Origin of the sequence: Phaeovulum sp. W22_SRMD_FR3 (assembly GCF_052113705.1) — a bacterium.
In the GTDB taxonomy this organism is placed as follows: Bacteria; Pseudomonadota; Alphaproteobacteria; order Rhodobacterales; family Rhodobacteraceae; genus JBGQOG01.
In genome coordinates this window covers 60,768-85,140 of the sequence record NZ_JBGQOG010000019.1, presented here as the reverse complement: position 1 = coordinate 85,140, position 24,373 = coordinate 60,768, and the positions used below count along the sequence as shown (strand labels likewise).

General features: G+C 62.6%; 28 protein-coding genes. 1 reads left to right on the top strand and 27 read right to left on the bottom strand.

The genetic code is table 11. The features are described from left to right. Positions 1–662: 662 nt before the first annotated feature. From ACEN2S_RS19125 to ACEN2S_RS19115, 3 genes are all read right to left on the bottom strand, one after another. Positions 663–3,554, bottom strand: coding sequence for an NACHT domain-containing protein (locus ACEN2S_RS19125; RefSeq protein ID WP_441869237.1), 2,892 nt, complete (start codon positions 3,552–3,554; stop codon positions 663–665). 295 nt (positions 3,555–3,849) lie between these two features. After that, a complete protein-coding gene (locus ACEN2S_RS19120; protein WP_441869234.1) occupies positions 3,850–4,656 on the bottom strand; it encodes a DNA adenine methylase in 807 nt (268 codons plus the stop codon). Positions 4,657–4,847: 191 nt separating this feature from the next. Then, entirely contained in the window at positions 4,848–5,468 is a 621-nt protein-coding gene (locus tag ACEN2S_RS19115) for an SOS response-associated peptidase (RefSeq protein WP_441869231.1), read from the bottom strand. A gap of 451 nt (positions 5,469–5,919) precedes the next feature. Here ACEN2S_RS19115 and galU point away from each other — a divergent pair, with 451 nt between their 5' ends. Next, complete coding sequence (gene galU / locus ACEN2S_RS19110; RefSeq protein ID WP_441869228.1) at positions 5,920–6,813, top strand: UTP--glucose-1-phosphate uridylyltransferase GalU; 894 nt, start codon at positions 5,920–5,922, stop codon at positions 6,811–6,813. Between the two features lie 302 nt (positions 6,814–7,115). On the opposite strand, the gene ACEN2S_RS19105 is transcribed toward galU, so the two are convergent. The 24 genes from ACEN2S_RS19105 to ACEN2S_RS18990 all read right to left on the bottom strand — a co-directional run bounded on the left by ACEN2S_RS19105 (position 7,116) and on the right by ACEN2S_RS18990 (position 24,319). Continuing rightward, positions 7,116–7,355 carry a hypothetical protein gene (locus ACEN2S_RS19105; protein ID WP_441869226.1) on the bottom strand — a complete coding sequence of 80 codons (240 nt, stop codon included), beginning with the start codon at positions 7,353–7,355 and terminating at the stop codon, positions 7,116–7,118. Continuing rightward, positions 7,352–7,879, bottom strand: a complete 528-nt coding sequence (locus ACEN2S_RS19100) for a lysozyme (RefSeq protein WP_441869223.1) — start codon at positions 7,877–7,879, stop codon at positions 7,352–7,354. Before ACEN2S_RS19100 ends, ACEN2S_RS19105 begins: the two co-directional genes overlap by 4 nt. Then, complete coding sequence (locus ACEN2S_RS19095) at positions 7,876–8,067, bottom strand: hypothetical protein (RefSeq protein WP_441869220.1); 192 nt, start codon at positions 8,065–8,067, stop codon at positions 7,876–7,878. Before ACEN2S_RS19095 ends, ACEN2S_RS19100 begins: the two co-directional genes overlap by 4 nt. A gap of 72 nt (positions 8,068–8,139) precedes the next feature. Further along, positions 8,140–8,454: a DUF5658 family protein gene (locus ACEN2S_RS19090; RefSeq protein WP_441869217.1), complete on the bottom strand. Its 315-nt coding sequence runs from the start codon at positions 8,452–8,454 to the stop codon at positions 8,140–8,142. Then, positions 8,451–8,720 (bottom strand): hypothetical protein, encoded by a 270-nt coding sequence (locus ACEN2S_RS19085; RefSeq protein ID WP_441869214.1) that lies wholly within the window; start codon positions 8,718–8,720, stop codon positions 8,451–8,453. The genes ACEN2S_RS19090 and ACEN2S_RS19085 overlap by 4 nt, the downstream gene beginning before the upstream one ends. After that, positions 8,720–9,889, bottom strand: coding sequence for a phage head spike fiber domain-containing protein (locus ACEN2S_RS19080; protein WP_441869211.1), 1,170 nt, complete (start codon positions 9,887–9,889; stop codon positions 8,720–8,722). The genes ACEN2S_RS19085 and ACEN2S_RS19080 overlap by 1 nt, the downstream gene beginning before the upstream one ends. A 1-nt stretch (position 9,890) precedes the next feature. After that, positions 9,891–10,106: a hypothetical protein gene (locus ACEN2S_RS19075; RefSeq protein ID WP_441869208.1), complete on the bottom strand. Its 216-nt coding sequence runs from the start codon at positions 10,104–10,106 to the stop codon at positions 9,891–9,893. Then, positions 10,106–10,363 (bottom strand): spike base protein, RCAP_Rcc01079 family, encoded by a 258-nt coding sequence (locus ACEN2S_RS19070; protein WP_441869205.1) that lies wholly within the window; start codon positions 10,361–10,363, stop codon positions 10,106–10,108. The genes ACEN2S_RS19075 and ACEN2S_RS19070 overlap by 1 nt, the downstream gene beginning before the upstream one ends. Positions 10,364–10,615: 252 nt before the next feature. Then, a complete protein-coding gene (locus tag ACEN2S_RS19065) occupies positions 10,616–11,029 on the bottom strand; it encodes a hypothetical protein (protein ID WP_441869202.1) in 414 nt (137 codons plus the stop codon). Further along, positions 11,026–11,436 carry a hypothetical protein gene (locus ACEN2S_RS19060; protein WP_441869199.1) on the bottom strand — a complete coding sequence of 137 codons (411 nt, stop codon included), beginning with the start codon at positions 11,434–11,436 and terminating at the stop codon, positions 11,026–11,028. Before ACEN2S_RS19060 ends, ACEN2S_RS19065 begins: the two co-directional genes overlap by 4 nt. Continuing rightward, positions 11,433–15,623, bottom strand: a complete 4,191-nt coding sequence (locus tag ACEN2S_RS19055; protein ID WP_441869196.1) for a phage tail protein — start codon at positions 15,621–15,623, stop codon at positions 11,433–11,435. The genes ACEN2S_RS19060 and ACEN2S_RS19055 overlap by 4 nt, the downstream gene beginning before the upstream one ends. Before the next feature lie 3 nt (positions 15,624–15,626). Next, on the bottom strand, positions 15,627–16,061 hold the full coding sequence (locus ACEN2S_RS19050; protein WP_441869193.1) for a DUF6950 family protein: 435 nt from the start codon (positions 16,059–16,061) through the stop codon (positions 15,627–15,629). Continuing rightward, a complete protein-coding gene (locus tag ACEN2S_RS19045; protein WP_441869190.1) occupies positions 16,046–16,837 on the bottom strand; it encodes a hypothetical protein in 792 nt (263 codons plus the stop codon). The genes ACEN2S_RS19050 and ACEN2S_RS19045 overlap by 16 nt, the downstream gene beginning before the upstream one ends. Before the next feature lies 1 nt (position 16,838). After that, positions 16,839–17,501 carry a hypothetical protein gene (locus ACEN2S_RS19040; protein ID WP_441869187.1) on the bottom strand — a complete coding sequence of 221 codons (663 nt, stop codon included), beginning with the start codon at positions 17,499–17,501 and terminating at the stop codon, positions 16,839–16,841. After that, on the bottom strand, positions 17,501–19,930 hold the full coding sequence (locus ACEN2S_RS19035; RefSeq protein WP_441869184.1) for a hypothetical protein: 2,430 nt from the start codon (positions 19,928–19,930) through the stop codon (positions 17,501–17,503). The genes ACEN2S_RS19040 and ACEN2S_RS19035 overlap by 1 nt, the downstream gene beginning before the upstream one ends. Further along, entirely contained in the window at positions 19,923–20,072 is a 150-nt protein-coding gene (locus tag ACEN2S_RS19030; protein ID WP_441869181.1) for a hypothetical protein, read from the bottom strand. The genes ACEN2S_RS19035 and ACEN2S_RS19030 overlap by 8 nt, the downstream gene beginning before the upstream one ends. An 11-nt stretch (positions 20,073–20,083) precedes the next feature. Next, the gene (locus ACEN2S_RS19025) at positions 20,084–20,503 is read right to left on the bottom strand and encodes a GTA-gp10 family protein (RefSeq protein WP_441869178.1); all 420 of its coding nucleotides are present in this window, start codon (positions 20,501–20,503) and stop codon (positions 20,084–20,086) included. Continuing rightward, positions 20,503–20,922, bottom strand: coding sequence for a phage major tail protein, TP901-1 family (locus tag ACEN2S_RS19020; RefSeq protein ID WP_441869175.1), 420 nt, complete (start codon positions 20,920–20,922; stop codon positions 20,503–20,505). The genes ACEN2S_RS19025 and ACEN2S_RS19020 overlap by 1 nt, the downstream gene beginning before the upstream one ends. A gap of 28 nt (positions 20,923–20,950) precedes the next feature. Continuing rightward, positions 20,951–21,406 (bottom strand): DUF3168 domain-containing protein, encoded by a 456-nt coding sequence (locus tag ACEN2S_RS19015; protein WP_441869172.1) that lies wholly within the window; start codon positions 21,404–21,406, stop codon positions 20,951–20,953. Then, complete coding sequence (locus tag ACEN2S_RS19010; protein ID WP_441869169.1) at positions 21,396–21,740, bottom strand: hypothetical protein; 345 nt, start codon at positions 21,738–21,740, stop codon at positions 21,396–21,398. Before ACEN2S_RS19010 ends, ACEN2S_RS19015 begins: the two co-directional genes overlap by 11 nt. Beyond that, positions 21,737–22,063 (bottom strand): head-tail adaptor protein, encoded by a 327-nt coding sequence (locus ACEN2S_RS19005; RefSeq protein WP_441869166.1) that lies wholly within the window; start codon positions 22,061–22,063, stop codon positions 21,737–21,739. The genes ACEN2S_RS19010 and ACEN2S_RS19005 overlap by 4 nt, the downstream gene beginning before the upstream one ends. After that, on the bottom strand, positions 22,057–22,575 hold the full coding sequence (locus ACEN2S_RS19000) for a hypothetical protein (protein ID WP_441869164.1): 519 nt from the start codon (positions 22,573–22,575) through the stop codon (positions 22,057–22,059). The genes ACEN2S_RS19005 and ACEN2S_RS19000 overlap by 7 nt, the downstream gene beginning before the upstream one ends. Before the next feature lie 3 nt (positions 22,576–22,578). Continuing rightward, on the bottom strand, positions 22,579–22,941 hold the full coding sequence (locus tag ACEN2S_RS18995; protein ID WP_441869161.1) for a hypothetical protein: 363 nt from the start codon (positions 22,939–22,941) through the stop codon (positions 22,579–22,581). Between the two features lie 58 nt (positions 22,942–22,999). After that, the gene (locus ACEN2S_RS18990) at positions 23,000–24,319 is read right to left on the bottom strand and encodes a phage major capsid protein (protein WP_441869158.1); all 1,320 of its coding nucleotides are present in this window, start codon (positions 24,317–24,319) and stop codon (positions 23,000–23,002) included. Positions 24,320–24,373 lie beyond the last annotated feature (54 nt).

The following is a 24,373-nucleotide window of genomic DNA, read 5'->3' as shown; positions in this document are numbered from 1 at the left end:
CGTTAACGACGTCGTTATGCACGTGCCTTAAACGATCACCATGCCATCAGGCAGGCGGTGCCAACCGGTCGGTTACGTTGAAAAATGGACCCAAGCCGAAACACTTTCGGATTGGCACTGGTTCTCAATCTGTCCAACAAAATTCGACAAGCGAAGCCCTTTTGACACTATCGCCAAGTGACGGCTAATGGGCCTTGCGCCGGAAAGTGGGCCGACCTATCGCCGCCATCCTTCACCGGATCTGGAAGGATGACAGCGACTTCTGTTTCGATACGCTGGTGCTTCATGCTCCTTGACAACACTGGTTCCAGCCTATCACCCACTTGATCCCAGTCCATCGAGGTCCCCACGAAATGCGGCTTCAGTGATGCCGTGCTCAGGATTGATGCCGACCGTGCCGAACACGGTAATGAGGTGGGCACACTGGAATTGCATTGAATCCGCTTCATGTTGGCGGCTACCGACCGAAGCATTCACTCGGGTCAATCTCAAAAGAAGATCGTAGAACAGGGAAGCAGATCGAAGGTTCTAAGGAAAAGACCGCGGTTAGGCGAGACATTCGACATGCGCGAAAGCCCTTCATTGCGACGCCCCATTCCCAATGTCCTGACCATCGGGACACTGTAGCCGCCAAACCAGACCTAAACTCGATTCTTTGCGGTTCAATGCCCATGTCCCGATTTCAATTTAATTTCCACCTTGCCAAACTCCAGCGCCGGATAAAGAAAATGACTGTATTCGGCATCATCTGTGTAACATCTACCAAACTGCACCTTCCCCCTTGCCAAAGAAAGACTAGCAAGCCTGAGCTCATCAATGAAGTCGTTGGGCACTACTCCCTGTCTCTTCCAGTGAGCGCGGAAGAAATTTACCAGCATAGTTTCAAACATGGGATCGCCTGCTAGTAGCAGAACGGGAGAAAGAATAAAAATCAATGATATGTAAATAATGGAAAAAATTGAAATAAACTCCAGGGAAACCAAAGATGCCGAATCTGCGCTTTCTATATGAATACCGGATCCAAAACCAAAATACGATGCCGCCGACGTCATCAGTATTGCCAACATACCTATCGGCCCGCCCCAAGTGAATATATAAAAATTGCGTCGTATTGCCGTACGCACAGACAGATAAGATCCGAATGACCCACCAGCCTTCATATAAAAATTCTTCAAAAATGCCGCCGACATCTTTTTGCTTATAAATCTCAGAAATCTCTCGATCAAGATCACCTGTAGTATCGCGACTCTCATATGAAATCGCCTCTTAACCGGCGCAATTTTATCAAAATTTGTTCCAATACACTCCGCCAAATAGGAAATAGCATTTGGTTCTGAGTTGAGCCTCATCGCGACATTTGTTTCGGCTGATGACCTTTCTATTAATCTCGAGGCATGTGGATGATCGGAACATGCCTTAATTGCAACACCTTTAGCAATAAGAAACTCGAAAAATTGCTTATGCGGAAATCTTAAATTACTTGCACCACCCGCAGGATCAGGAACCAGCAGACCTGCACTGCAAATTTCTGCCGTGATCACCTCGACACGCTCAGCCAAACTATCATCACCAAACCGTCTTTCAAACTCAATTAAACCCTCAGCAACCGTTGCTGATACACCAACAGATTTCGACGTAGCTAGAAGAGTATCATATAGTTCTCGAACCATGTCATTTATTTCTGAGCGAGGAATTGTGTTTTTAGCTCCCAACCCCGACATTCTCCAAGCAACACAAATAGTAAGCAGTTCCCTCACTTGCTTAGGCAAAACAAGATACCGTGAGCCGGATGGCGCATCATACAGTATCGTATCCCGCTCGAGTTCGACTTCCTTGCGTGAAAATGCAGCCTGAATATATTTCTCGATCAAAGCTGCACCTGTCAACGGCGCTCCAACTTTCTGCAATTCCGAAATATCATCCCAAATTGTTGCCACGACTGGCAACATCGAAGGGCGAGAAACGATGTCTAGAAACTCAGCACTTGACTCGGCCGCTGCAGCAATCCCTTCTTTTGCATCTCCATCATAGCTTCGGCAGGCGTCAATGATCTGCTCTAGGTTCAATTTCCTGAGCTTCCAGACCGACGTGAAAGCAGCGCCAGTTATCTTTCTCTCATCTTGAGTACGAAGTGTGCGATTAGCCTCATGTTGATCTAAGAAAAAATTTGGCCTCCCTGTGAAAATAATCTTTGTGCCAGGGTAGGCAAACCGCCACAGAGCGTTAAAGTGTTGATGACGATAGAACGCTCGACCTGCATTCCTCAACTCATCAAAACCCTCAAAAATAATTACAGCTTCACCTGCTTTGATAAGGTTGAGCACTTGCTGCGGCAGAAGGCGGTACCTTGCGCACCATGGCGACAGAAATCCTAGAGGATCGGTTTCTGATGGATTTTGCCCTCTAAGCTCAATTAGTAAGGGTATCCGACCTTCAATCTCCCCAGAATCAATAAATTTCCTGGCCCAATCGTAGCAAAATTTTAACAGCGCCGTACTCTTGCCCTGCCCATACTCACCTGTAATCACAATATTCTCACGGGTATCTTGCATGAGCCAATCGTTGAGTCTTTTTGAAACATACTCCGCTTCCAAATCACCTTTTTCAGATCTCCGCTCCGCTTCAAGATCAACATATGAGCCTTGAAGTGTCGTCAATGTGCCGCCGACACGAGTTCTTTCAAATGAATCAACGATATCTCTTGCATAATTTAGAAGATCAAGGCTTTTTAAAATTAACTGACGAGAAGAAATTACTGTGACTGCCGTCCCCGCGATATCGAAATATTTATCATCATTGCCGCAATGTCCATTAGAGAGGTAGAGTGCAAAAAAGCGAAAATCATTCAGATCAACAGATTTTGACTGCAGCTCTTCAATTTTCGCCTCCAACTCCGCCTTTTCGGGGCGCGCATCACAAACAAACGCTATTACTGACTTAGTATCCCGCGAACGAACACCTAATATTTCGCCAACCCATAATTTGCCTTCGTCGCGCCATCCATCATCTGAGATTCGAATTTCCGCGTACGCCGAAACAAGCATATCTTTGAGAAGGTTTCTCGTTGGAACTGGTGGCGGTGGCTCTGATACTTTCTTATTCCAATTGACCATTGCGTCACTTGCAAGTGGATCTTTCTGTCCCTTTAAAATAAATTTAATCTGCTCAATCGATAACGCAAGAACGTTATTCTCAAGGAATTTTTCTGCAAGATCGATCTCAGAAACTCGCACTGGAGCAGTCCAATTCACAACTGAAGTCGAACCAAATCGATAAATAAGCATCATGGCCACTATAGTCAGAACCAAAACAAGAACCGACGGCGGCGTATCATCAACTGGTCCATAGCCCAAGATTTCTGAAATCTTGGAAACAACTAACTTAGGAACATTCGAAGACACCGCAGCAACACCAAAAAACAAACACGTCAACAATGCCGAAACTATAGTTAAAGCAAATCGCCCCTTTGAAACCGTCATTCGCCACCGCATCCACAGGACAAGAGCAACCAAAAAAAAGATCACAAACGTTGATGCATAGAGGATTATTGACATTTATTTTTCCAAACTTTAAAAAATACGACGGCAAGTGTTGATGAATTCCATATATCTCGCCCCGTCGAGTGAAGCGTTTTAATCGTAACAGGAGTTCTTACATGAACGCAATGATCGCTTCGTTGAACACGCGACATTTTCATAGCGAATTCGAAGCGCTGACGGTCAACTTCACCTTGAGAGCCTACATTTTCTCTCATTCACAGTGCCCTCGCTATATGCTGCAAGGATCACTGTTTTACCTCGGATCCCGAGCTATCAGCCGCGTGCCCTTAAAGTTTCTCGCTCTCTCCGCTCAAATCAACCGAGTCCGAACCTCCCGGTTGCTGATGATCAGCTCCTTCGCCTCCGTTGCCCCCGCCGCTGACACCGAATACTTCAGACTGACCTCATGCAGATGGAACGCCCCGAAGATCTCGCGGACCTCGGGCGTATCGTTGATCGACAGGATGAAGCCCCCCTCGATCCCGGCCAGGATCTCGGCCATCCGGGCAAACTGCCCCCGGTCGAACAGCCCTTTGCCATAGTCATCCTCGCCGCCCATGTACGGCGGATCGAGATAGAACAGCGCGCCGGTGCTGTCATACCGCGGGATCAGCTCAGCCCAATCCAACTGCTCAAAGACCACCCCTTCCAGCCGTTCATGCGCGGCATCGAGGAGCGGCTCGAGGCGGGACAGCGAGAACCGCGGGCTGGTGGTGGCGGAGACGCCGAACACCCCGCCGATCTTGCCGCCAAAACAGAGGCGCTGCAGGTAGAGGAACCGCGCCGCCCGCTCGAGGTCAGTGAGGCTTGCGGGATCCATGCCGCGCAGCCGCTCAAACTCGCGGCGCGAGGTGATCTGGAAGCGCATGACTTCCATTAGCTGCGGGTAATGCCGCTGCAGGATGCGGAAGAGATTGACGATTTCGCCGTTCAGATCATTGGCCACCTCGAGGCGCGGCCGGAAGCGGCGGCGCAGAAACACACCGCCCATGCCGATGAACGGCTCGATATAGGTTTGGTGCGGGATCGCCTCGATCCGCTGGATGATCTCCGGGTAAAGCCGCTTTTTGCCGCCGAGCCAGGGGGCGACGGGGGCTGCGATTTTGACTTGCTCCATGGGGTGATTCTACCTCAATAGGTCGCTCCCTCGCGAGGGTCAGGCGACTTTCAAGGTCACTCTTGGGTCGGCGCAGCCTGCGTCAACAGATGCTGCGTGGTCGGGCTGTTAGCGCAGCCCGGCCCCTGCAAAGGGGCGGAATTTCAGGATAGTTTTGGGGAATGCCCGTCGGATGCAGAAGGGCTTTGGCTTCAGGCGAAGGGCTCGATCAGCGCTTCGCCCTCATCGGCAATGCCGAAGCGTTTCACCGGGTGGTAGCGCAGCTGCGCCCCGGCACCGAGGTCCGGGCCTTCATGGCCGGTCAGCCATGCCTCACGCTCGCTGACGCTCAGGATCACCGGCATCCGCGTGTGGAGCGCCACCAGCGGTTCGGTCGCGGCGCGGGTCAGGATCGCGCAGGTCTGCAGATCGCCCCAGAGCGAGACCAGCCCGGCAAACCACAGGGTTTCCTCATTCCCGGCCGAGGCGATGAAGTAGGGCTGTTTCGGGGCCTTTGCGCCCGTCCATTCGTAATAGCCGCCGGTGGGGATCAGGCAGCGGCCGTATTTCCAGGCGGCCTTGAAGCTCGGCTTTTGCGCGGCATCCTCGATCCGGGCGTTGATCGTCGCGGCCTTCCACTCGCGGATATCGCCGCGATACCAGGAGGGGATCAGCCCCCAGCGCGCATATTGCGCCTGCTGCGGCAGCCGCCCCATCACCAGCACCTCCTGTGTCGGCTTGACGTTGTAGCGCCGGGGGATCGGGTCGATCTTGGTTTGCGACATATCCATCTCGCTGCCCCGCAGGTTTGGATCGACAAAGCGTCCGCACATCACCCTATCCCCCCTGCCGTGGCTTCGCGCAGGCCTACATGCCCACCGGGTCATGATGACGCGCCCGCCCTGCCCTTGCAAACCCTGAGCGCGGTGCGGTCCCGCCCCCAGAAGATTTCAACCTCCTGATCGGTCAACGCGCGCTCCGGCAGCGTGACCGGATCGGCACAGGGGTTAGCGGAGATTGAGGCGGCGCACCCCGGCCTGCAGCATCCTTCAGATCATTCCCGCCCAAATACACAGAGAGAAACCGGGCAACCGCGCTGCGAGCAAGCACAGCTCGGCAAAAACGCCGCGCGAATGCCTCCTCACGGTGCACCAAAAAAGCTCGTTCCGCGAACTTTTCGCCATTTCTATGGTGACTCAAGGTGGCAGTTCTTGCGAGAGAAAGTGGTAAAGGGTCTAATGCACCCATTACATGCCCTGCCGGGGCGAAAATCATAGGTGTGAGATGCAACGTAATGTAACGAAAGCCATTTTTCCCGTGGCGGGTCTCGGAACGCGATTCCTTCCTGCGACCAAATCAATTCCAAAAGAAATTCTCACTTTGGTCGACCGCCCTCTGATCCAATACGCAATCGACGAAGCCCGTGACGCGGGGATTGAAGAGTTCATTTTCGTGACCTCGCGCGGCAAGGGTGCCCTCGAAGACTACTTCGATCACTCTCATGAACTGCAAAATTCTCTGGAGAAATCGGGCAAGAAAGATCTGTTGAAGATCCTAGAGGCGACCAACATGGACTCGGGCGCCATTGCCTATCTTCGCCAGCACAAAGCGCTTGGCCTGGGCCATGCAGTGTGGTGTGCCCGGCGCCTGATTGGCGACGAGCCCTTTGCGGTGATCCTCACCGATGACGTGATCGCGGCCGACAAGCCCTGTCTCCAGCAAATGGTCGAGGCGTATCAAGAAACCGGCGGCTGTATGGTTGCTGCAATGGAAGTTCCGATGGAGAAGACCTCCTCCTATGGCGTTCTGGACGTCTCGGAAGATATGGGATCAATCGTCCGAACCCGTGGCATGGTGGAAAAACCAAAGAAGGAGGACGCCCCCTCAAACCTCGCCGTGATCGGTCGTTATATTTTGACGCCGCAGATCATGGAAAACCTGCACAATCAGGCTCCGGGCGCTGGCGGTGAAATTCAGTTGACCGACGCCATTGCGCAGGAAATCCGGGAGGGCCGCGACGTGTTCGGCTTCCGCTTCCGCGGGCAGCGCTTCGACTGCGGCACAAAGGCGGGCTTCCTGCAGGCCACCGTTTCCTTCGGTCTCGCACGCCCCGATCTGCGCGACGAATTCGCGCAATTCATCGCTGACGTCACGATGCTGCAAAACGCTGCCGAATAGTAAGCGGAGACCAGATATATTTTGATTGCCGAGGGTGCGGGCCATACAGGTTTGCACCCAAGCCACGCGCCGAAAGAAGTGGCACACTATTCGCCTCTGTTATTCTGATCGCCGGTCGGCAGGGCTAATTCGAAAATTCGTGGCTTGCGCCGCACAGGCCTGCATTCCCGCCGGGTCATGATGACGCGCCCGCCCTGCCCTTGCAGATCCTGAGCGCGGTTCTGTCCCGCCCCCAGAAGATCTCGACCTCCTGATCGGTCAGCGCGCGCTCCGGCAGCGTGACCGGATCGGCGCAGGGCGCGTCAGCGGAGATTGAGGCGGCGCACCCGGTCGAGAGGCAGACAAACAGCAGTAGCAGGCTGCGCATGGGCTTGGTCCTCCAGATCGCGGGCGGAGAGCGCGATGGCATCCTCCTTGGCCCGCAGGTTAATCTCGGCCCGGATCCGGGCGTCCTGGGCGGCGGCGAGCGCTGCCGCCTGCCACCAGGCACCGGCGGCAAAGCTGGCGATCAGCGCCACGGCCGCGAGGGGAAGGCTGCTCATGCCAGCCCCTCGCGGCACATGGCGCGCTCTTCCGCCCGGCGCTTGGTCAGGCCCGGCAGCACCACCCGGATCCCGGCCTTGGTCGCCTTGTTCCAGCGGGGCAGCTGATCGCAGGCGGCACCGATCTCGCCCGCCTTGGCCAGCCGGATTAGGGTCGAGCCGCAGGCCGCCCCCAGCCCGACATTATAGGCCCAGGACACCAGCGCCGCCCGCCGCCGGTCGGGTTGCTGCACCAGCCCCGGATAGCAGCGCGCCAGCCCCGCATCGAAGGCAATGAGCCGGGCGCGCAAGAGATCCGCGCATTGCGCCGGGGTGGCTCGGTCGCCCATCCGCACCCCCTCGGTCTCCCCGAAGCAGAACGTCGGAATGCCCACCGGATCACGATAGGCGATGAGGCGCAGTCCTTCAAAGCCGCTGACCGCCGCGGTGCAGATCAAGAGCCAGCCCGGCGCTTGCTTGCCAACCGCGCCGAGCGTGCCGCGCAGGAAGGCGCGGATGCGGGCCAGGAAGATACGGGCGATCATGCCTTTTCCCCCTTGTCGCGCAGGGCCTTGCGGATCTGCAGCAAGAGCCAGACCGCCGAGAGGATCGAGACCAGGAGCGCCGCCGCGCTGTTGATCACTTCAAGGCTCGGCCACCACGCCGGAAAGGTCAGGCCGAATCCGGCGATGATATTGGTGCTTTTCACGATGGTTCCCTCGTGCTGGTTCATGTCTTGTGTCCCCGGAATCGAAAAAGCCGCCCCGGGCGGGACGGCTTGCATGCTGTGGAACGGCGCGGCCGGTCAGGAGGATCGGCGCGCCAGAATGTGCCGCGTGTTGATCACCGCGACGCGCAGGGTGATCAGCGCCAGGACCCATGCCCCCAAAGTGGCCAGTGCCGCGCCCGACCCGCCCGCAGCATGCGAGGACCAGAGCGCCCATCCGGCCAGCCCGGCCGCGGCAAGCCGCAGGATCACCCAGCCGGGCACGCCCGCCACCGCCATCACCCCGCGCGCCAACGGGTTCGCCTCGCGCAAGCCAGGAAGGCGCAGCGCGATGACCGTAGTGACCGCATCAGCCAGCGAGGCCAGCGCCAGGAGGATCAGCGCCGCGATCATTCTGTCACCCCCGCAAACCCGTGCTGCGGCGTGACAGGCGTCACGACCCACTCCGCCAGCGGTGACAGATCCACCCCGGGGCGCGCCAGAATGTCGATGTGATGGCCCTCGACCAGCGCCAGGAGCGGCTGGCCTTCGCCGTCCAGCGTGCCGGTGTCCTGCATCGGGTAGGTGAGCGCGACAGTGCAGCGCTCATCCTCGCGGTAAGGGGCCAGCGGCGTTTCAGCCTCAGTGGCATCGGCGAATTTCAAACGGATGATCTGCATTACACGGTCCCCAATGCGGCAAGGGCTGCGTCAGACAGCAGCACGGGATAGATGAGGATGGATTTGACGCGCAGGCGCGGCGGGGTGCCTCCGCCACTGGCGTCCGATGCCCCGATGCGCATGGTAGTAACCGCCGGGTAGTTAACGGAACTGTCCTGACCAGATAAAACGCCGTTTATAGCCGTCTTAAAATTGTTCGGACCGGCCCGCATCGCTACGGCAAAGTTAGAGGTGGAAGCCCCGTCAGGGCCGTTAGACGACGCCTCAAGAATGTTGTCTTTTCGGACCTGTGCCAAGATCGCCCCGAGATTTGTACTGGCTAGAATTAAACGGTTATTGAAGCCACCGTCATCAATGCTCAGAATACGATCGTTGGTGCCCGGAGCGGGTTGGGTCAGCCCATCGAAGCGGCCCTTAACGGCTATGGTGCAGCCAGCGGCGATCCCGAGATCGCTTACATCCACGGTGCAAATATCACGGGCGCGGGTGACTGCGCCACCATTGGTGGGGATGTAGCTGGTGGGGACGGTGCCCGCTTCGACCTGAATGCCGAGCGCGACAACATCCTCACCAACGTTGACAGTGTGCGGGCCTATGGCTGGGCGACCCGAAGTGGTAGAAGTGTTGGGGGTGAAGAGGAAAGTAACCTTGTACAGGCCATCTCCGAGAGCAGTGTTCACGATACCGAACACGTTCCCGCCTGCGGAAGAGCCAAGGGACAGTGCCCCAACAAGGCCGCTTACAGATACCTCGATGGCACCCGCAGAGTCTCGCATGACCACTCGGCACTTACCGCTAGTGCCAGCCTTGTACCAAGCTGACACGGCGTAGGTATTGCCAGAAGTCCAATTGACATTTCCAGCGCTTGCTCTGTGGTAACTCTGCCCGTCACTGGCGATTTTAAGGCCCGGAAACGTACCAAGCGCATTCAGCGAGAGGCCAGTCAGGGTAGCCCCATCAATGAGCCAGTTGTCGATACTCGCAGCCGAATACGGTACGAGGTTCGTGCTCGCCGCTTCCTCCAACAGCGCCGCCTCCCCATCGCTGTAGTCGATCCGCGCGGTGTCAGCGGGCACCGTCGCGATTTTGCCGCTGGCGTCGATCACCGTGCCGGTCGTGGCGCGCAGGGTGGTCACGATCTCGGCCAGGGCCTTTTGAGTGAGTGCCATGTCAGGATCTCCCGTAAATCTGTGCCGTGAAATTGAGAATGGCTGCAGGCATCACGCCCTCCACCGCATAGGACAGCGCCCAGCCTTCCGGGTCTTTGGCGAACATATTGCCTGCAGGGTTGAGGATCAGCGTCGGTGCCACCCCGTCCTTCTGATACGCCGTGAAGGACATCCGCACCGAAGATGCCCCGGTGACACCAAGCCCGAGGCCCAGCATCAGAGCCACCCGACAACGGTCGCGGTGGTGCCCGTCGCCTCAACGCCCATGGCGGAGAACTGCAACAGCTCGCCCGCTTGCACCGGATAAATCAGCACCACCCCGGCGCTGTCGCGCAGCGCCACCGTGCCCGCCGTCAGCACTTTCAAAACCCGCGGGCGGTTGGGCAAATTGGCGCCATTGGCGGGGGTAATGGCAAAATGCTGGGTGGCCGGGCTTTGCAACCCCCGGGCATGACTGGCGTATAGATCGGCCATGAATGGCTCCTTTCGTCGGGAAATGGGAAAGCATGAAGGCGCACCGCGCACCGCGCGGAATGGACCGGCGCGGGCAAGGGCTCGGGCGTAGCGTGCCCAAAAGGGGCAATAATCGCCCTAAGACAGCGCGCGGCCGAAACCGGCGCGGCGCAACTTTTCGGAGGTATTTGCGGCGGTCAGGGCAACGGATCGGGACAGCGCCAGGCGAGGATCGCCTTGGCGGGACTCTGCCCTATGCGATGATCGCTCCGCTCAGAGCGCCGCGCGGGCGGTCTCGACAGCGGTGGTGATCTCGCCGGCCGTTTCGGCCGCTGCGATGGTGGTCAAAGCGGCCTGGCGCAAGGCCTCGATCCGCGCGCCCTCCGCCTGCCAAAGGGCATCGAGGTTGAGCCAGATCTGCGCCAGTTCCGCCGCCGTGGGGGCGGTGATGCCGACCTCGGCCGCGATCCAGGGGAAGGCCGAGAGGTCAGCGGGTGGCGGATCTGCCGCCAGCCAGGCGGCGGCCTCGGCCCGCTTGGCGGCATAGACCAGATCCTGCCCCGGCAGATCGGTGATCCAGCCCCGCCGGGCGGCACCGCTCATGGCATTGACCTCGGCCTGTGCCGATGCGGCGAGGGTTGCCAGCGCCCGCTGCCGCCCGGCATCGGTGCGGCGGATCTCGATCATGGCAGCACCCCGATCTCCACCCCGATCTCCACCGTGATTTCCACCGCGACGGGGCGCAGGGGCTCGGGCCCCTCCACTTCGATCCGGTAGCGCCCCGCCTCCGGCAAGCTGGCCGCGATCAGCCCTGCGGCATCCGGGGTCAGGCTGGCCAGATGCTCGGTCCCGTCCAGATCATAAACCTCGGCCCGCACCCCCTCCGGGCAGCCGCTGATCTGAATGCCGCCGGAGACCACCACCGGCACGGGGCAGAGCGGTCGCTCAACCCAATCGCCCCCGGCCGTGCGGTAAAGTTGCTCGGCCATTGCCGGATCAAAGCTGTCCGGGGCCGCGATGGCGCCCTCCGGCAGGGCGCGCGCAACGCCATATTCCGCGACGCACCCCGTCGCGGTCAGTTTCAGGTATTTCATCGTCTCAAGGCCCTTCCCGCAATGCAAAGGCGGCGGCAGAATGTCGTGCCGGTGTAGTCAAAGGTCGTGCCAAACCCCTGCAGCACCGTCCTGACCTGCACGTTGTCGTAATAGCCACTCACGTCGAACACGTTGGATGCGCTGACCCAGCCCGTCCCCTGATTGTAGAATCTGGTGAGGTTCTGGATCGTGCCCCACGCGCCCCAGGAACCGCCCACCGGCATGCTGCGGATCTGATGCACCACGGCGATGGAGTCACTGGGTTGTCCCCCGCCACCCGACACCGGGAAGCGGTATTCCGTATAGATCGCGAACTGATAGAGCTGCGTCGGATCAATGGAACCAAGGTACAGGGCAGAGGGGACATATTCCCCGCCCGTCGCATAGTTCTCAAAAGGATAGGTGATGCTGCCCGGTATGTAGAGGGTCGCATTGTCAGAGGCCGCGCCATCGACAATGGATCCCCGCACCACCAGGTTGTTCAGCTCCATGTTCCCATCTGCCGCGATCCGCCAGCCCGAGGCCCCGGTGGCAAAGTTGGCGCTCTTCAGGTCACCCCCGAACACTGCCAGCCCCGCCGCCGAGAAGCTGGAGGTGTTCACCGCCTGCGCCGTCACCGAGTTGGTCACCAGCCGCCCGCCGCTGATCAGCGTGGTGCCGCGCGGCGAGAATGGCGTCGGCTGGGTTGCTGCCGCATGGGTCAGGCAAAGCTGCGGCTCATGCAGGAAGAGATAGGAGTTCGTCCCGCTCGAGGTGGCGTATTTTGTCACCTGCAGCAGCGCGAATGTCGCCCCTGCCGGTGCCTGCGCCTTGATCCAGGAACGCGCCCAGGTCGCCGGGTTCGTGCTGGAGCCGGGCAGATTCTCGGCAATCGCCCCGAGCGCAGAACTCGCGATGAAGGCCCCGGCATTGTCCAGCCATTGGATCCGCACATCCCCGGCGCAGCGCAGGGTGGACGCCCGCACGCTGGCCTCGACCCAATCCCCCGGCGCAACCGGCATACCGTTCGACAGCACGCCGGAGGGCGAGGTGGGCCGATACCGCAGAAGCGCAAAGCCCCCCGTCTCCGCCGTGGCTTGCGTGATCCCATAGGTCGGATAGGTCGCCCCGGCATAGGTCTGCCCGGCCGCCCGCAGACCGAAGCTGGGCAGCGCCCCGGCAAAGCCGGTGGTCGCCGTCACCCAGCCTTCGGTGCCATCGGCAAAATCGGCGTTCTCGATGAAGTTGCGCCCGAGCCCCACCACCAGCTTGTTGGTGGAAAGCGTGCCCTCGGCCACCACATCATCGCCAATCAGCCGCAAGAGGCTGCCCGACGCCGCCCCCGTGCCATCCCATGCCACCGCCTCGATCCCGGCGATGTAGCCGGTGCCCGCGATGCTCACCAGATTGAGCCGCGCCACCGTCCCGTTCAGCGAGGCCAGCACGCTTTGCTGGATCGCCACCGTGGCGCTGACCCCATTCAGGCTGGCCTGCGTGGTGGCAACCGAGGAGGCCAGCGCCCCCTCTGCCGCCACCCGCACCACCCGCTCCTCCGAGATCCGCGCATCGATCACCGCGGAGACCTGCCCCGACCCCAGCTCTTCTGCCGTGGCCAGCCGCAGGCGCGCCGCATGGAAAGTGATGCCCTTCGCCGCCATGCCCCCAAAGGCCGCCGCCGCGCCATTGGCGTAGAGCAGCAACTGGTTGTAGTCGAAGGTCCCGGCAAACCCGGCCGGGCGCATAAAGACCGCCCGCGCCGTCATCAGCCGGCCCAAAACCAAGGGCGCATTGATCGCCGCCGAAAGCGCGATGCTATGGGCGTAGCCGGTGCCGCCGGTGTTGTTCCAGACCACGGCAAACCCCGCGCCCGACAAACTGCCGCTGTCGAGCGTGAAGTCCACCTCGGCCACATAGGCCGCCGCATTGGCCTGACCTGTCCAAAGCGCCCGCGTCGAGCGGGTGGACAGCCCATCCGCCTGCGCCGCCGTCACCGCAAATCCCCAGCTCTGCCCCAGCGGGTAGATCTGGTTTGCCACTTTGGTCAGCACCCCCTGCCCGGTCACCCGGGTCCAGTTCGCGGTCAGATCGAGGTACTGATCGCCGATCACCCCCGCCTGCCCCGCCGTGCTGACCACCAGCGCAGAGGTCTCCGCCTGCTCGGCCTGCACATCACCAAGGCCCGCATCCAAGAGCGCAATTGCTGCATCGGCGGCATTGATCCGTTCCAGCGCATCCGCTGCCGCCCCGGCGGCCCCCGCCAGCGCATCGGTCACCTCGGCGGCAAGATCCGCCGCCGTGAGACGGATGTCAGGCGTGGTGACCGTCAGCCAGGCTGACCATTCCTGCAGCGGCGTCAGCGCCGAGACATAGCGCCCGCGCACCTCATATTGCGTGGCGGGCGAGAACCCGCCCTGCAGGATCCAGACAAAGGGCGCTTCGTAAGGCAGCCGCGCGGTATCGAGCACCGCCGCCGCCGTGCCCTTCACCCGCACCTGAACGCGGATGTGGCTGACGCCCGCCGCCAAGGGGTTGCAGCCAACCTGAATGCCGGGCACCCGGGCGCGGCCCTGATCATCGGCCAGCGTCACCGGGCTTGCCGTCCAGCCCGAGATCACCTGCACCGGATAATCATCGGCCCCGGTCCAGCCGGATGCCGTCGGCACCTGATAATCACCCGACCAGTCATAATCAGCCGGATCGATCTCCCGAAGCGAGACGAGAACCCCAAAGCCGCGCTGTTTGGAGACCTGCACGACCAGGAACTTCTTGTTGTTGTAGCCGTTGCGCACCGAACTCCAGGCCACAACATCATTCGGCTCCAGCGCATAGGCGTCGGGCGGCAGATGGAACTGGTGGCTGGCAAAGCGCCGGTAATCCTGCATCTGCGCCCGCATCAGCCGTTGCACCTGCGCGGCAAAGGGCACCGCAGGATAGCTGACATTGGCAGGCAGATACCGCCCGCCATCTGCCGCCATCGCCGCCGCATCCTGATATTCCGGCGCATCCTTGCTGGCCCATTTTTCGCCGGGCTCGGGATAGGTCGCGGTCAGCGTGTTGTATGTGTCATTCAACGCCGGGAACGGCGTCAGGCTCTGGCCCTCGGTCACCCGGATATCCTCATCGGTGAAGGCGTAAACCGCCGAGCCCGGCGCGCCGACAAGCGCCTTGAAGAGGCCACCGACCTCCGCCACCCGCATGTTCGCCGCCTGCCCCAGCGCCTCGATCACGCTCAAAGGCTCCATGTCCACGGTGACTTCCATCGCCGCCCGGTAGGAGGGCTCCGTCCCGCCCCCCGCCAGCTCCGCCGGGGCATCGCATTCATTCGCCGCCGCAATCCAGGACGAGGCAGGCAGCCGCGAGGCCGGAAGGTTCTGGCCGCCAAACAGCCATTCATCCCCATAGAAGATGCCACGAATGACATTATAGGCCATCACCGCCGGGTTCTCGGAGGGCGCCCATGTCTCGGGTGCATCCCACCTTTGCGGCCCGGAACCGCCATTGGTGCTGTCCTGGCGCAGATCGTAAAGCGCCAGCGGTTCCGGCTCAAAGAGAACCGAGGGCAGCGTGTTCATATGGTCGCGGTCATAGCGCACGGTCATGATGACATAGGCACAGCCGCGCCCGATCATCTCAGGCGTGAAGGGCCGGTCGGCATGCGCGCCGAACTTGTCGAGAAGATAGGGCGAGGCGGCGGTCTGCGTGCCATCAACCAGCTCAAAGTAGACCGTCCGCGTCGCGCCAAATTCAAATTCAACGGCGTAAAAATCCCCCGGCTCCCCCGGTCCGGACGCCGACAGCGTGACCTTCTGGTCATTCACCCAGACCCCGCGCAGCCCCGCGATCGGCAGGCTGGAGATCTCGATCACATCCACAAAGAAGGTGTTCGCCTCGCCCCAGGCACCCGCATATTTGCGCCGCCCCGCCGTCACCCCCGCCCCGAGCACAAAGCTCATCGGCTGGTCATCGCCCATCTGCACATCGAGCTCGGTGCCGCTGCGCACCTCGGGCTTTTTGCGCAAGGCCGAGCTGAGCAGCGACGTGCCAATGCTGATCACCGCCCGGCCCAGAAGCGCGCCGCCGCCCACCGCCAAAAACGCCGAGCCAAAGGAGACGCCATTGGCAATGAGTGCGGCAAAGACCTGCAACGGCCCGGCATATGCGGCATCGGCCCCGGTGATCAGGGCAAGAAGAACGAGAGCAAAAATCATGGGTCAGCCGATCTTGTAGGCGCGCACCATCGCGCTGCGGTCAAGCGTGCCAAAGCCGGTCTCGGTCAGCACAAACAGACGTTCATAATCCACCACCGCCAGCGCATGGCCGAAGGGGCCGGGCACCGGCACCGCGCCGACATCGCCAATCCGCGCCCGGCTCGGGTGGTCATATTCAGGGGCAAGCGTGGCGATCAGATCGCCGAGCGTGGCAAAGCCACCCGCGCGCAGGATACGCAACGCCCCGATCTCGGAAGTATAAGCCCCGCGATAGGCGGCGGCGCTGTCCACGCCGGTCAGCGCCAGGCTGAGGTTGCCCGCCAGCCCCACCGCGCAATCATTCTCGCCCCAGACAAAAGCCGCGCGCCGCAGCCGGTCCACTTCCCGGTCAAACCGCGCCCGCCAATCCGGCCGCCGCCGCATCACGATGTGCCCCATTTCAAATTCCAACTGCTGATGCTCGAGGCATAGCGCCCCCATTGATCGTTCTGGCGCTGCGCCTGACCGTGATAGCTCGACTTCCTCGGGTTGATCCGGCTCAGCATCGAGATCGGCTCTGAGATCGCGGTCAGCGTGATCGCCCCCTCGCCCTCCGCCGCAGGCGTGGTGAGCGGGGCCTGATCGATCAGCCCGAGAAAGACCAGCTCAGGTGCTGCGGCAAACAGCCCGGTCTCCGGATCAAGCGTCATCTCATGGATCTCGACCCGCGCCAGCCGCGCATCAAACCCGCGCAAGAGATACTGCGCCGCCTCGGCGATCTGGCTGAGCGAGATCTCAACGCTCTGGATCGTCAGGTCCGACACATAGGAGATATCGCCGACCGTCAGATTGACGCCGCCGATGTAGCGCCGCAGGAGCTGCGGGGCTGTGTCATCCTCAGCCGTCACGCCATAGATGCCCCGCGCCGGATCCAGCACCAGCGCGGGCGGCTGGCCCTCCGCCGCATAGGCTTTGGCCCAGCCGCTGGTGTCGGAGGCAAAGCGCATCCGGGGAAAGTCGAGGGTCAGCACCGGCTCCTCAGCAAAGCCAAAGCCCTGCTCAGAGGTGATATCGGCGGGGGTGCGGATCTCGCCGTCCCCCGTCCAAAAGCCGATCTCGGCCTGCGCCCCGGTCATCCGGTCGCGCGCCGTGATCCAGACCAGCCGCACCGGCTCAATCCCCTCCCCCCGCGCCGCCTGCAGGCGGGCGGTGAAGGCCGCATCTAGATTTTTCATGTTACATCTTCTGGATGATCTGGAAGCTGGCGCCCGAAGCCAAGGCCCCGGGCACGTCCGTCGCCCCACGCAAACTGCCGGGGCTGATGATCGCCTGCAGGTAGGGCTTCACCAGCACCACCGCGGCCCCGCTGGCAATCGCCAAAGGCAGGCGCGGGAACACCGGCACATCCTCTGCCACGCCGGTGCCACCCGCCACGACATCGCCCGAGATCTCGCCGTGATAGATCACGCCGCCCGAGACCCCACCGGAGACAATCGTGAAGCGATCCCCCGCCGTCAGCGCAAAGCCCGCAGGCAGGCCCGCCAGATCCACCACCACCCGGCCGCTGCCGATCAGATCGAGGCGCACGGCGGCCCCCGCCAATGCTTCCCCGCGCGGATCCGAGGCCGGATAGCGGGTGAACGGATCGGCAAAGAGGAACGTGCCGCGCGAGCCCTGCAAGGCACGAAGCCGGGCCGCGATCCCGCGCGCCTGCAGGCTCCGTGCCGTGGCCAGCGTCACCGTGGCGGTCCACAAAGGCCGCGCCAGTTCCGCCGACCACACCCGGCCATCGCCGGTGCCCGACAGCTCATCGTTGCGCTGCAGGCCCCAGTTCACCGAGGCAATGTTCAGCCGATCCGACAGCGTGGCCAGATCGAACGGATAGGACAAAGCCGCCATCAGCGCCCCCTTGGATTGCGTTGAATCGCCGCAAAGCGGCCCGGCAGCGCCTTGTCATAGGCCTGCACCGCCTCTGCGACGAGCTGGCCCGCCTCATTGCGCACCATCGCCGTCATGCTCCTGGCCCCCTCATCAAAGCCAATCGACACCGCCAGATGGCCAGACGCGACACCTTTCCCGCCGCCCGTGCCACCGCCCGCCGCGCCGCGCAACGCCGCCTGCGCCTGCGGCACATTCAGGATCGCGCCCGAGCGGGAGGGCACAAAGACCTCCGAGTTCGGGGTGTTTTCGTTGACGAGATAAGGCACCCCGGCAGAGACACCGCCGCCGCCCGCCCGCGCACCGCCCAAGAGCCCGCCAAGCGCGCCGAGCCAGCTGCTGCCACCGCCGCCGCTGAAGAGCCCGGCAATCGCCTTTTGCATCTGGATCTTGGCAATTTCCGCCAGAAGATCCGCCACCGCCTCCCGGCCCGATTTCGCGCCGGTCAGCACCGAGGTGAAGATATCCGACAGCGCATCCGCGCCGCGCTCGGCGTTTTCCTGCATCAGGTCGAGCTTTTCGGCCGCCAGTTCCGCCGATTCCCCGGCGCTGGCATAGCTCTGCGCCAGCCCGTCGATCTGCGCGGTCAGTTCCGGCGTGAGCGTGAGACCCTGCTGCTGCGCCGCCTGCAGAAGCTCCGCGCGCTTGCGGGCATAATCCACCGCCGCGCCATAGTCTTTGCCCGCCGCCGCAACCGCGACGAGCGCCGCTGCCTCGGCCTCCCAGGCCGCGATCTTTTGCTCGGTATCGGTCACCTGATCGGCATAGGCCCCGGGCCTGTCCGCCTTGCCCGCCCCCCCACGCGGGCTGCGCGCCGCACTGGCCGCAACCGCAGCCGCCCCGCCCGCCTGTGCTTCGGCCTCGGTGAGGGTGACCCCCGCCTTTGCCGCCCGCTCGCGGAAGGCGGCAATCGCCTTGTCCAGTTCAAGCTGCTTGGCCGATTTGGCATTCTCCGCATCCTGCAGCGCCAGGAACTCCCGCTTCGCGGTCACCGCGGCTTCCGCATCGCGCCGGTCTTTGAGCGAGGCAGCTTTGTCCGCATCCTCCCCCGGCCCCAGCAACTCCACAGCGGAAGGCAGCGACAGGCCCGCCGCTGCCTGCACTGCCGCCACAAGCTGCACCGCCACATTGCGCACAGTCGAAAGCGTTGCCCCGAGGTGATCGAGTTCGGAAGAGACATTCATAAAGTCTACCCGATCCACCACATCGAGCGCCGCAAGCGCCTCGCGGGCGCGGGTTTGGATCTCGGTCAGCCCCGCCGCAAAGGCCTCGGCATCCACCGATCCGTCACCGAACCCCGCCACCAGCGCCCGCATCTCTTGCGTCAGCGCCACCATCTCCGCCGAGACATCCTCATAGCCAAGATTGGCCAGCAGATAGGGCGTCGCCGCAATCGCCTCCGCCGTCGCCGCCGCCTGCCGTTCGAGGTCACTATAGGCGATCTTGACGCGGTCCACATCGACCGCCTGCTCCTCCAGAACCGCCGCGTTCCCCGCCACGTCCGGACCGAGTGCGCGCTCGACCTGCAGGGTTTCGCGGTCGGCCACCGCCTGATGCAGCGCGTTGATCGCATCCACCCCCGCGCCCGCCAGCTCGGCGATCCCGAGGATGCCCGCCTTTGCCGCCGACCCGACCCGGGTCGCAAGCTCGTTCCAGCGGCGATCCAGCTCCACCGCCTTGTCGATCATCTCGGCATCCATCACCGCGCCCAGCTCATGCGCGAGACCCATCGTGACCGTCAGCCCCTGCGCGCCCTGCGCCACCAGCTCGGTGAACCGCTCGCCCGCCGAGCCGCCGAAGACCTCATCGGCCACCCGCAACTGCGCCGCGCGGTCGAGATCCCCCATCCGGCCGATGATTTCCTTCAGGAGCGCCGAAGGGTCTTTCAGCTTCGCCGCGAGTTCGGTGCCGGTATAGCCGAGGCGCACAAAGCTCTCCGCCGCTGGCCCTGCCCCGGTCACCACGAACTCATCGGCCCGGAGCGACAGCTCCTTCAGCCCGTCCACCATCTGATCAACGCCAATGCGGTTTTGCTCGGCGACGAACTTCCATTCCTGGAACTCGGTCAGCCCCAGCCCCGCGCGCTTCGCCGCATCGCCGATCTCGGCAATCCCCTTGACCGTGCCCGCGATATTCGTGGTCAGCCCGGCAAAAGCCCCGGTGACGATCCCGCCCGCGAGGCCCCCGACAAAGGCCGCGCCAATCCCGGAGATCTTGCTGCCCATCTTGGAAAGGTTGCTGTCGATGCTGCGCGAGGCGCGCGAGACATTGCCCTCTGCATCCTTGGCAAATTTCGCCAACAAGCGGTTGGAGCGGTCGATCACCCGCGCCAGATCCTTGTCCTTCGCCTGCAACAGGATTGTCAGGCGCTCGGTCGCTTCATCACTCATAGCGGCTCACCAATTCCTCATATTCATCCAAAGACGGGGCGGCGACCTGATCGCCCGCCTGCGCCGCATTCCAGCTTTCCACCATCAGCGCGGTCTCGGCAGGCGTCAGCGCCCGGATCTCGGCCGGGCTGCGCCCCAGCACGCCGCAGAGGTTCAGGATCCGGGATCTGGCGTCATACCGGCTGGCGTCAGATTCGGATCGGCCCCGCTTTCCGCTGCCGATCCATCCGGCTTTTTTCCCGCGTCTTCCAAAGCCTCGGGCAGAAAGGTCACCCCCAGAAGCCTTTGCGCGATGGCCCGCAGCCGGGGGTTTTCCGAAGGCGGCAGCGAGGCCACCAGCGCATCGGCCTGCGCGTCGCCCATGCCGCCGCCGACCAACCCCAGCGCCACCAGATCGCGGACATGCCGCACCTGCGGTGCTGCGCCCCGCCCGAAGAGCTGATCCCAAAGGGCGAAGATCCCGAACGGCGCATATTGCACCTCGAACCGCTCGATCTCGCCATTGCGCAGGATGAGACGGCGGCTTTTGCCACCAATCTCTTCTGCATAGGCGGCTGTGCCCTTGATCGCCATCAGGGCAGCGCCGTGAAGGTGACCGCCCCGCTGGAGGCCAGCGAGAGCGAATAGGTCACGCCACCCTCCTGCTCGCCGCCATATTCGACCGAGGACAGAAAGAACGACCCTTCAAAAGTGCCAAAATCCGGCACGATAATCTGGAAGTCGGCCACCGGATCCGACGCCATCGCCACCGTGTTCAGCCGCGCCTCATGCGCCGCATCCTTGAAGAAGCCGTTGCCCGAGACCGAGATCCGCTTGGCCCCGCTCAGAACTTCGGTCCAGAGCGCGCCGCCCGGATCCACGCAATCAGCGGTGGTCACATCCACCTCGCTGTTGTTGATGGTCAGGGTTTTCGAGCGCAGACCGCAAAGCGCCTCAAAGGCTGTGCCATCCTTGATCTTGACCAGCATCAGCCGGCCCTTTGCTTTGGCCATCTCCGGCCTCCTTTCGGTTGGGGTTTTGTCAGAACGATGTGCCCGCCATCGCGGCGCGGAACGCCACCACGGCGGTGTAAGTGATCCCATCCGAGGCCCGGCCCACCGCCTGCGTCAGATAGAAGATCCACTCAAGTTCATGATCGGGCAGCGTGACCGGGGCCGGATCATCCAAGGCGGCGCGGATCAGCCCGGCGATGCGGGTGGCCTCGACCCGGCCTGCCGTCTCCGGGCGCGAATGCGCCTCGACCGAGAACAGGATCACATGATCGGTGCCACCATCCATCCGCAGTGGCGAGAGGTCGATATTGCCAAGCCGGATATAGGGCAGTTCGGCATTCTCCGGCGGCTCATCATAGATCCGGCCGCCTACCAGACCGGTCAGGACCGGAGAGGCCTTGAGTGCCGCAATCACCCCGAGCTGCAGCGCGAGAGCCGGATCGCCGAAGGCGAGCCCGGCAGAAGATGCGTCGTCATCCGCCATGGAACACATCCTTCATCGCTTGTTTCAGCGCCCGGCGATGACGGCCCGAGCGGCGCTTGCGGGTGTAGCTCAGCGCCGGATTGACGAAGGGCCGCGGGCCGCTGTCACCCTCGATCACCTTGGCATGTGAGCCGAAGTCGGCGAGATAGCCGTCGCCCTGCATCCCGCCCCGGATCTCGGCCTGCGCATCACCGTCCACCACCGGCACCAGCACCCGTGCCACGCTGATCAGGTCTTCGCCATTGCGCGCCACCGCCGCCGCCTGCCGCAGCTTCACCCGGCCGGGCAGCAGGTTCAGACGGCGCTTCAGGCGATCTGCCCCCTCGATGGTCATATTGCACCCCCAATCTCGACCAGCACTTCCATGCCCCAGCTGCCTTTGCCAAAGCGCCCCACGGAGATGATCTTGCAGACCTGCCCTCGCCAGATCATCCGATCCGCATCTGTCAGCGCGACAATCCCGGGCGGCGGCGGAAAGCGCACTGTCGCGAGCCGCGTGCTCTCCAGTCGTCCCGCTGCAATCGCCTCGCGTCCCGTTTGTTCGAGGACACTCACACGCAAGGCGACGATCTCCGCCCATGCCCGCTGTGGGTTGCCATACGGGTCGCTGACATCAAGGCCCCGGCGCTCAAAGCGCACAAACTCGTTCATCAGCATGGCACTACCTCCGCCGGGCGGCGGTAGCGCTGCTGTTTGATCAGCGCCTTGGCCCCAAAGCTGAGACCATCGCGCTTGATCTCCTCCAGCGTCACCGAGGCCTCCAGCCAGTCTTTCGCCATCAGGATGACGGCCTGTTTCAGCGCGGCGGGCACGGCATCCGCATCGGCATAGCCGACCGTCGCGGTGATCGTCAGCGCGGTATTGCCCGTCTCGCGCGCCAGCACCGGCTCGCCAAACGGGGTCAGCAGTTCCGCCGTGCCGCCCTCGATCAGGGTCACGGCCAGCACGGGGGCCACCGGGAACCACCAGCGCCGCCACGGCCCTGCGGGGGTGACGAGCCGCAGATCCCGCGCCAGCATCGGACGGCCCGAGGACACCTCCACCGCATTCACCGCCGCCTCCAGATAGGCGGCGAGCGTCTCATCATCGACGGCGGCGGCCAAAGGCACCGCCGCCCGGAACCGCGCCACCGTCACCGGCAGCCCGGCCGCAGGCGTGATCACCTGCATGGCTTACACCTTGCCCTGCATCGGCAGGTCTTTGGCTTTGGAGCCGCTGGGCTTTTCGGGTTCGGGAGCAGGCTCTTCCTCCTCAGCCTCTTCCGGCTCAATCAGGAAGGCTTCCGCCTCGGCCACTTCGGCTTCGCGCTCGGCCACCGCCCGCTCGCGCGCCGCCAATGCCGCCTCACGCGCCGCAAGATCGGCAGCGGCGGCATCCTGCGCGGCGGCATTGACCACCGCGACCGGCGCGGTCGGATCAAAGACCACGGCCACCTTGCCGATCAGCCGGGCGGCAATATCGGGCGCAAAGCCTGCCACCTCGCCCTTGTTGTAGCGCCCCCAGGAACGCGAGAATTTGAGAATGGTTTTCGTCATCGGGTGACCTTTCAAATCAGTGGGAATGCGCCCGGAGCCCTAGCCCCGGGCTGTCGGATCAGAGCGTCCAACCCTTGCCATTGAAGCCCGCGAAGGCCTCATCATGCGCGGGCGCAAAATCATGCTCGGAGATCGAGCGCATCAGCGTCAGATCGTTCTGGAAGGCCGAGACCCAATCGCCCGAACCGTCCACGAAGGCCGCTTCGGTCGAGCTGCCAATCGTCAGCGCCATGCTGTCGCCGATCATCGCCTCGTCAAAATCGCCGAAGTAGATCTCGGTCTCATCGCCGCCCGCCCCAAGGTTGTCAGGCACTTGCGAGGTGACATGGATCGGATAGCCCTGCAGCTCGCCGCGCAGATCGACGCTCGGGAACAGGGGATTGCCGTTGGCATCCTTCAGGCTCGCCAGCCAGTTCTTGGCGCTGGCCCGCATGATCCAGCCGGGTTTCAGCATCCGCACATCGGCATCCTCGACCTTGGACACCGCGCGCCGGATCGCCACCTCTGCCGCCGTCGCCGTGGCCGCAACCACCGCGCCGGGCCAGTTCGCCGCCAGCATCCAGTTGCGCAGACCCTTCGGCGTGTTGTTCAGCCCGTCGCCGCGCAGGAAGGCCAGATCTTCGCGCAAAGCCATCACCTTCAGAAGGTCATCGCGGACGAGCGCCGCCATCGCCACGCCGGAATGCCGCAGGAGTGAGTTGCTGATCGGAACAAGGCCGGTCAGCTTGCGGAACTTCTGCTCGACCGGCTCAAAGCTCGGCTCCGAGGGCATGATCGCCGTCGCCTCCGCGCCATAGCTCGCCGAGGCAGCACCACTCTGACGCGCATGGCGCAGCTCGCCAGCAGGCATCGGCAGCGTCCGCGCGCCCGCGGCCCGCACCACCACCCGGGCGCGCAAGAGCTCGATCAGCTCGGCGGCCTGCGCCCGGGGAATGGTCACCCCGCCTGCCGATTCCGATGCGCCGGAGAGCGCCGCAGAGATCGCGCTGTGCCCGCCCGCCTCCAAAAGCCGCACCGCCTTGTCGCGGTCGCCCCCGGCATTGGCCAGCGCATGTACCATGAACCCCGCCGCGACGCCGCGATCTGCCGGGTTTGCGGCCACCGCCGGGGTGCCCGCGCCGTGCGCCTGGCCCTGGGCGCCGAGATCGCCGACAGCGGCAGCGGCCTGCGCGGCCTCGACCGCTTCCGCGCGCTTCACGGCAACATCCGCCGCTTTGAACCCCGCTTCGGCCTCGGTGAAAGCCGTTTGCGCCGCTTCCAGGGCGGCGGCATCTGCCCCGCCTTCCGTGGCCTCCAGCGTCGAAATCGCCGTGGCGGTTTCGGTCATCTTATCCGCCGCAGCCTTGCGGGCACGGCGCAGATCGTCGAGTTTGAACATCCTGTTTCCTTTGCAAAAAGCGGCCGCACATGCGCAGCCGAAAGACCCCGCCGA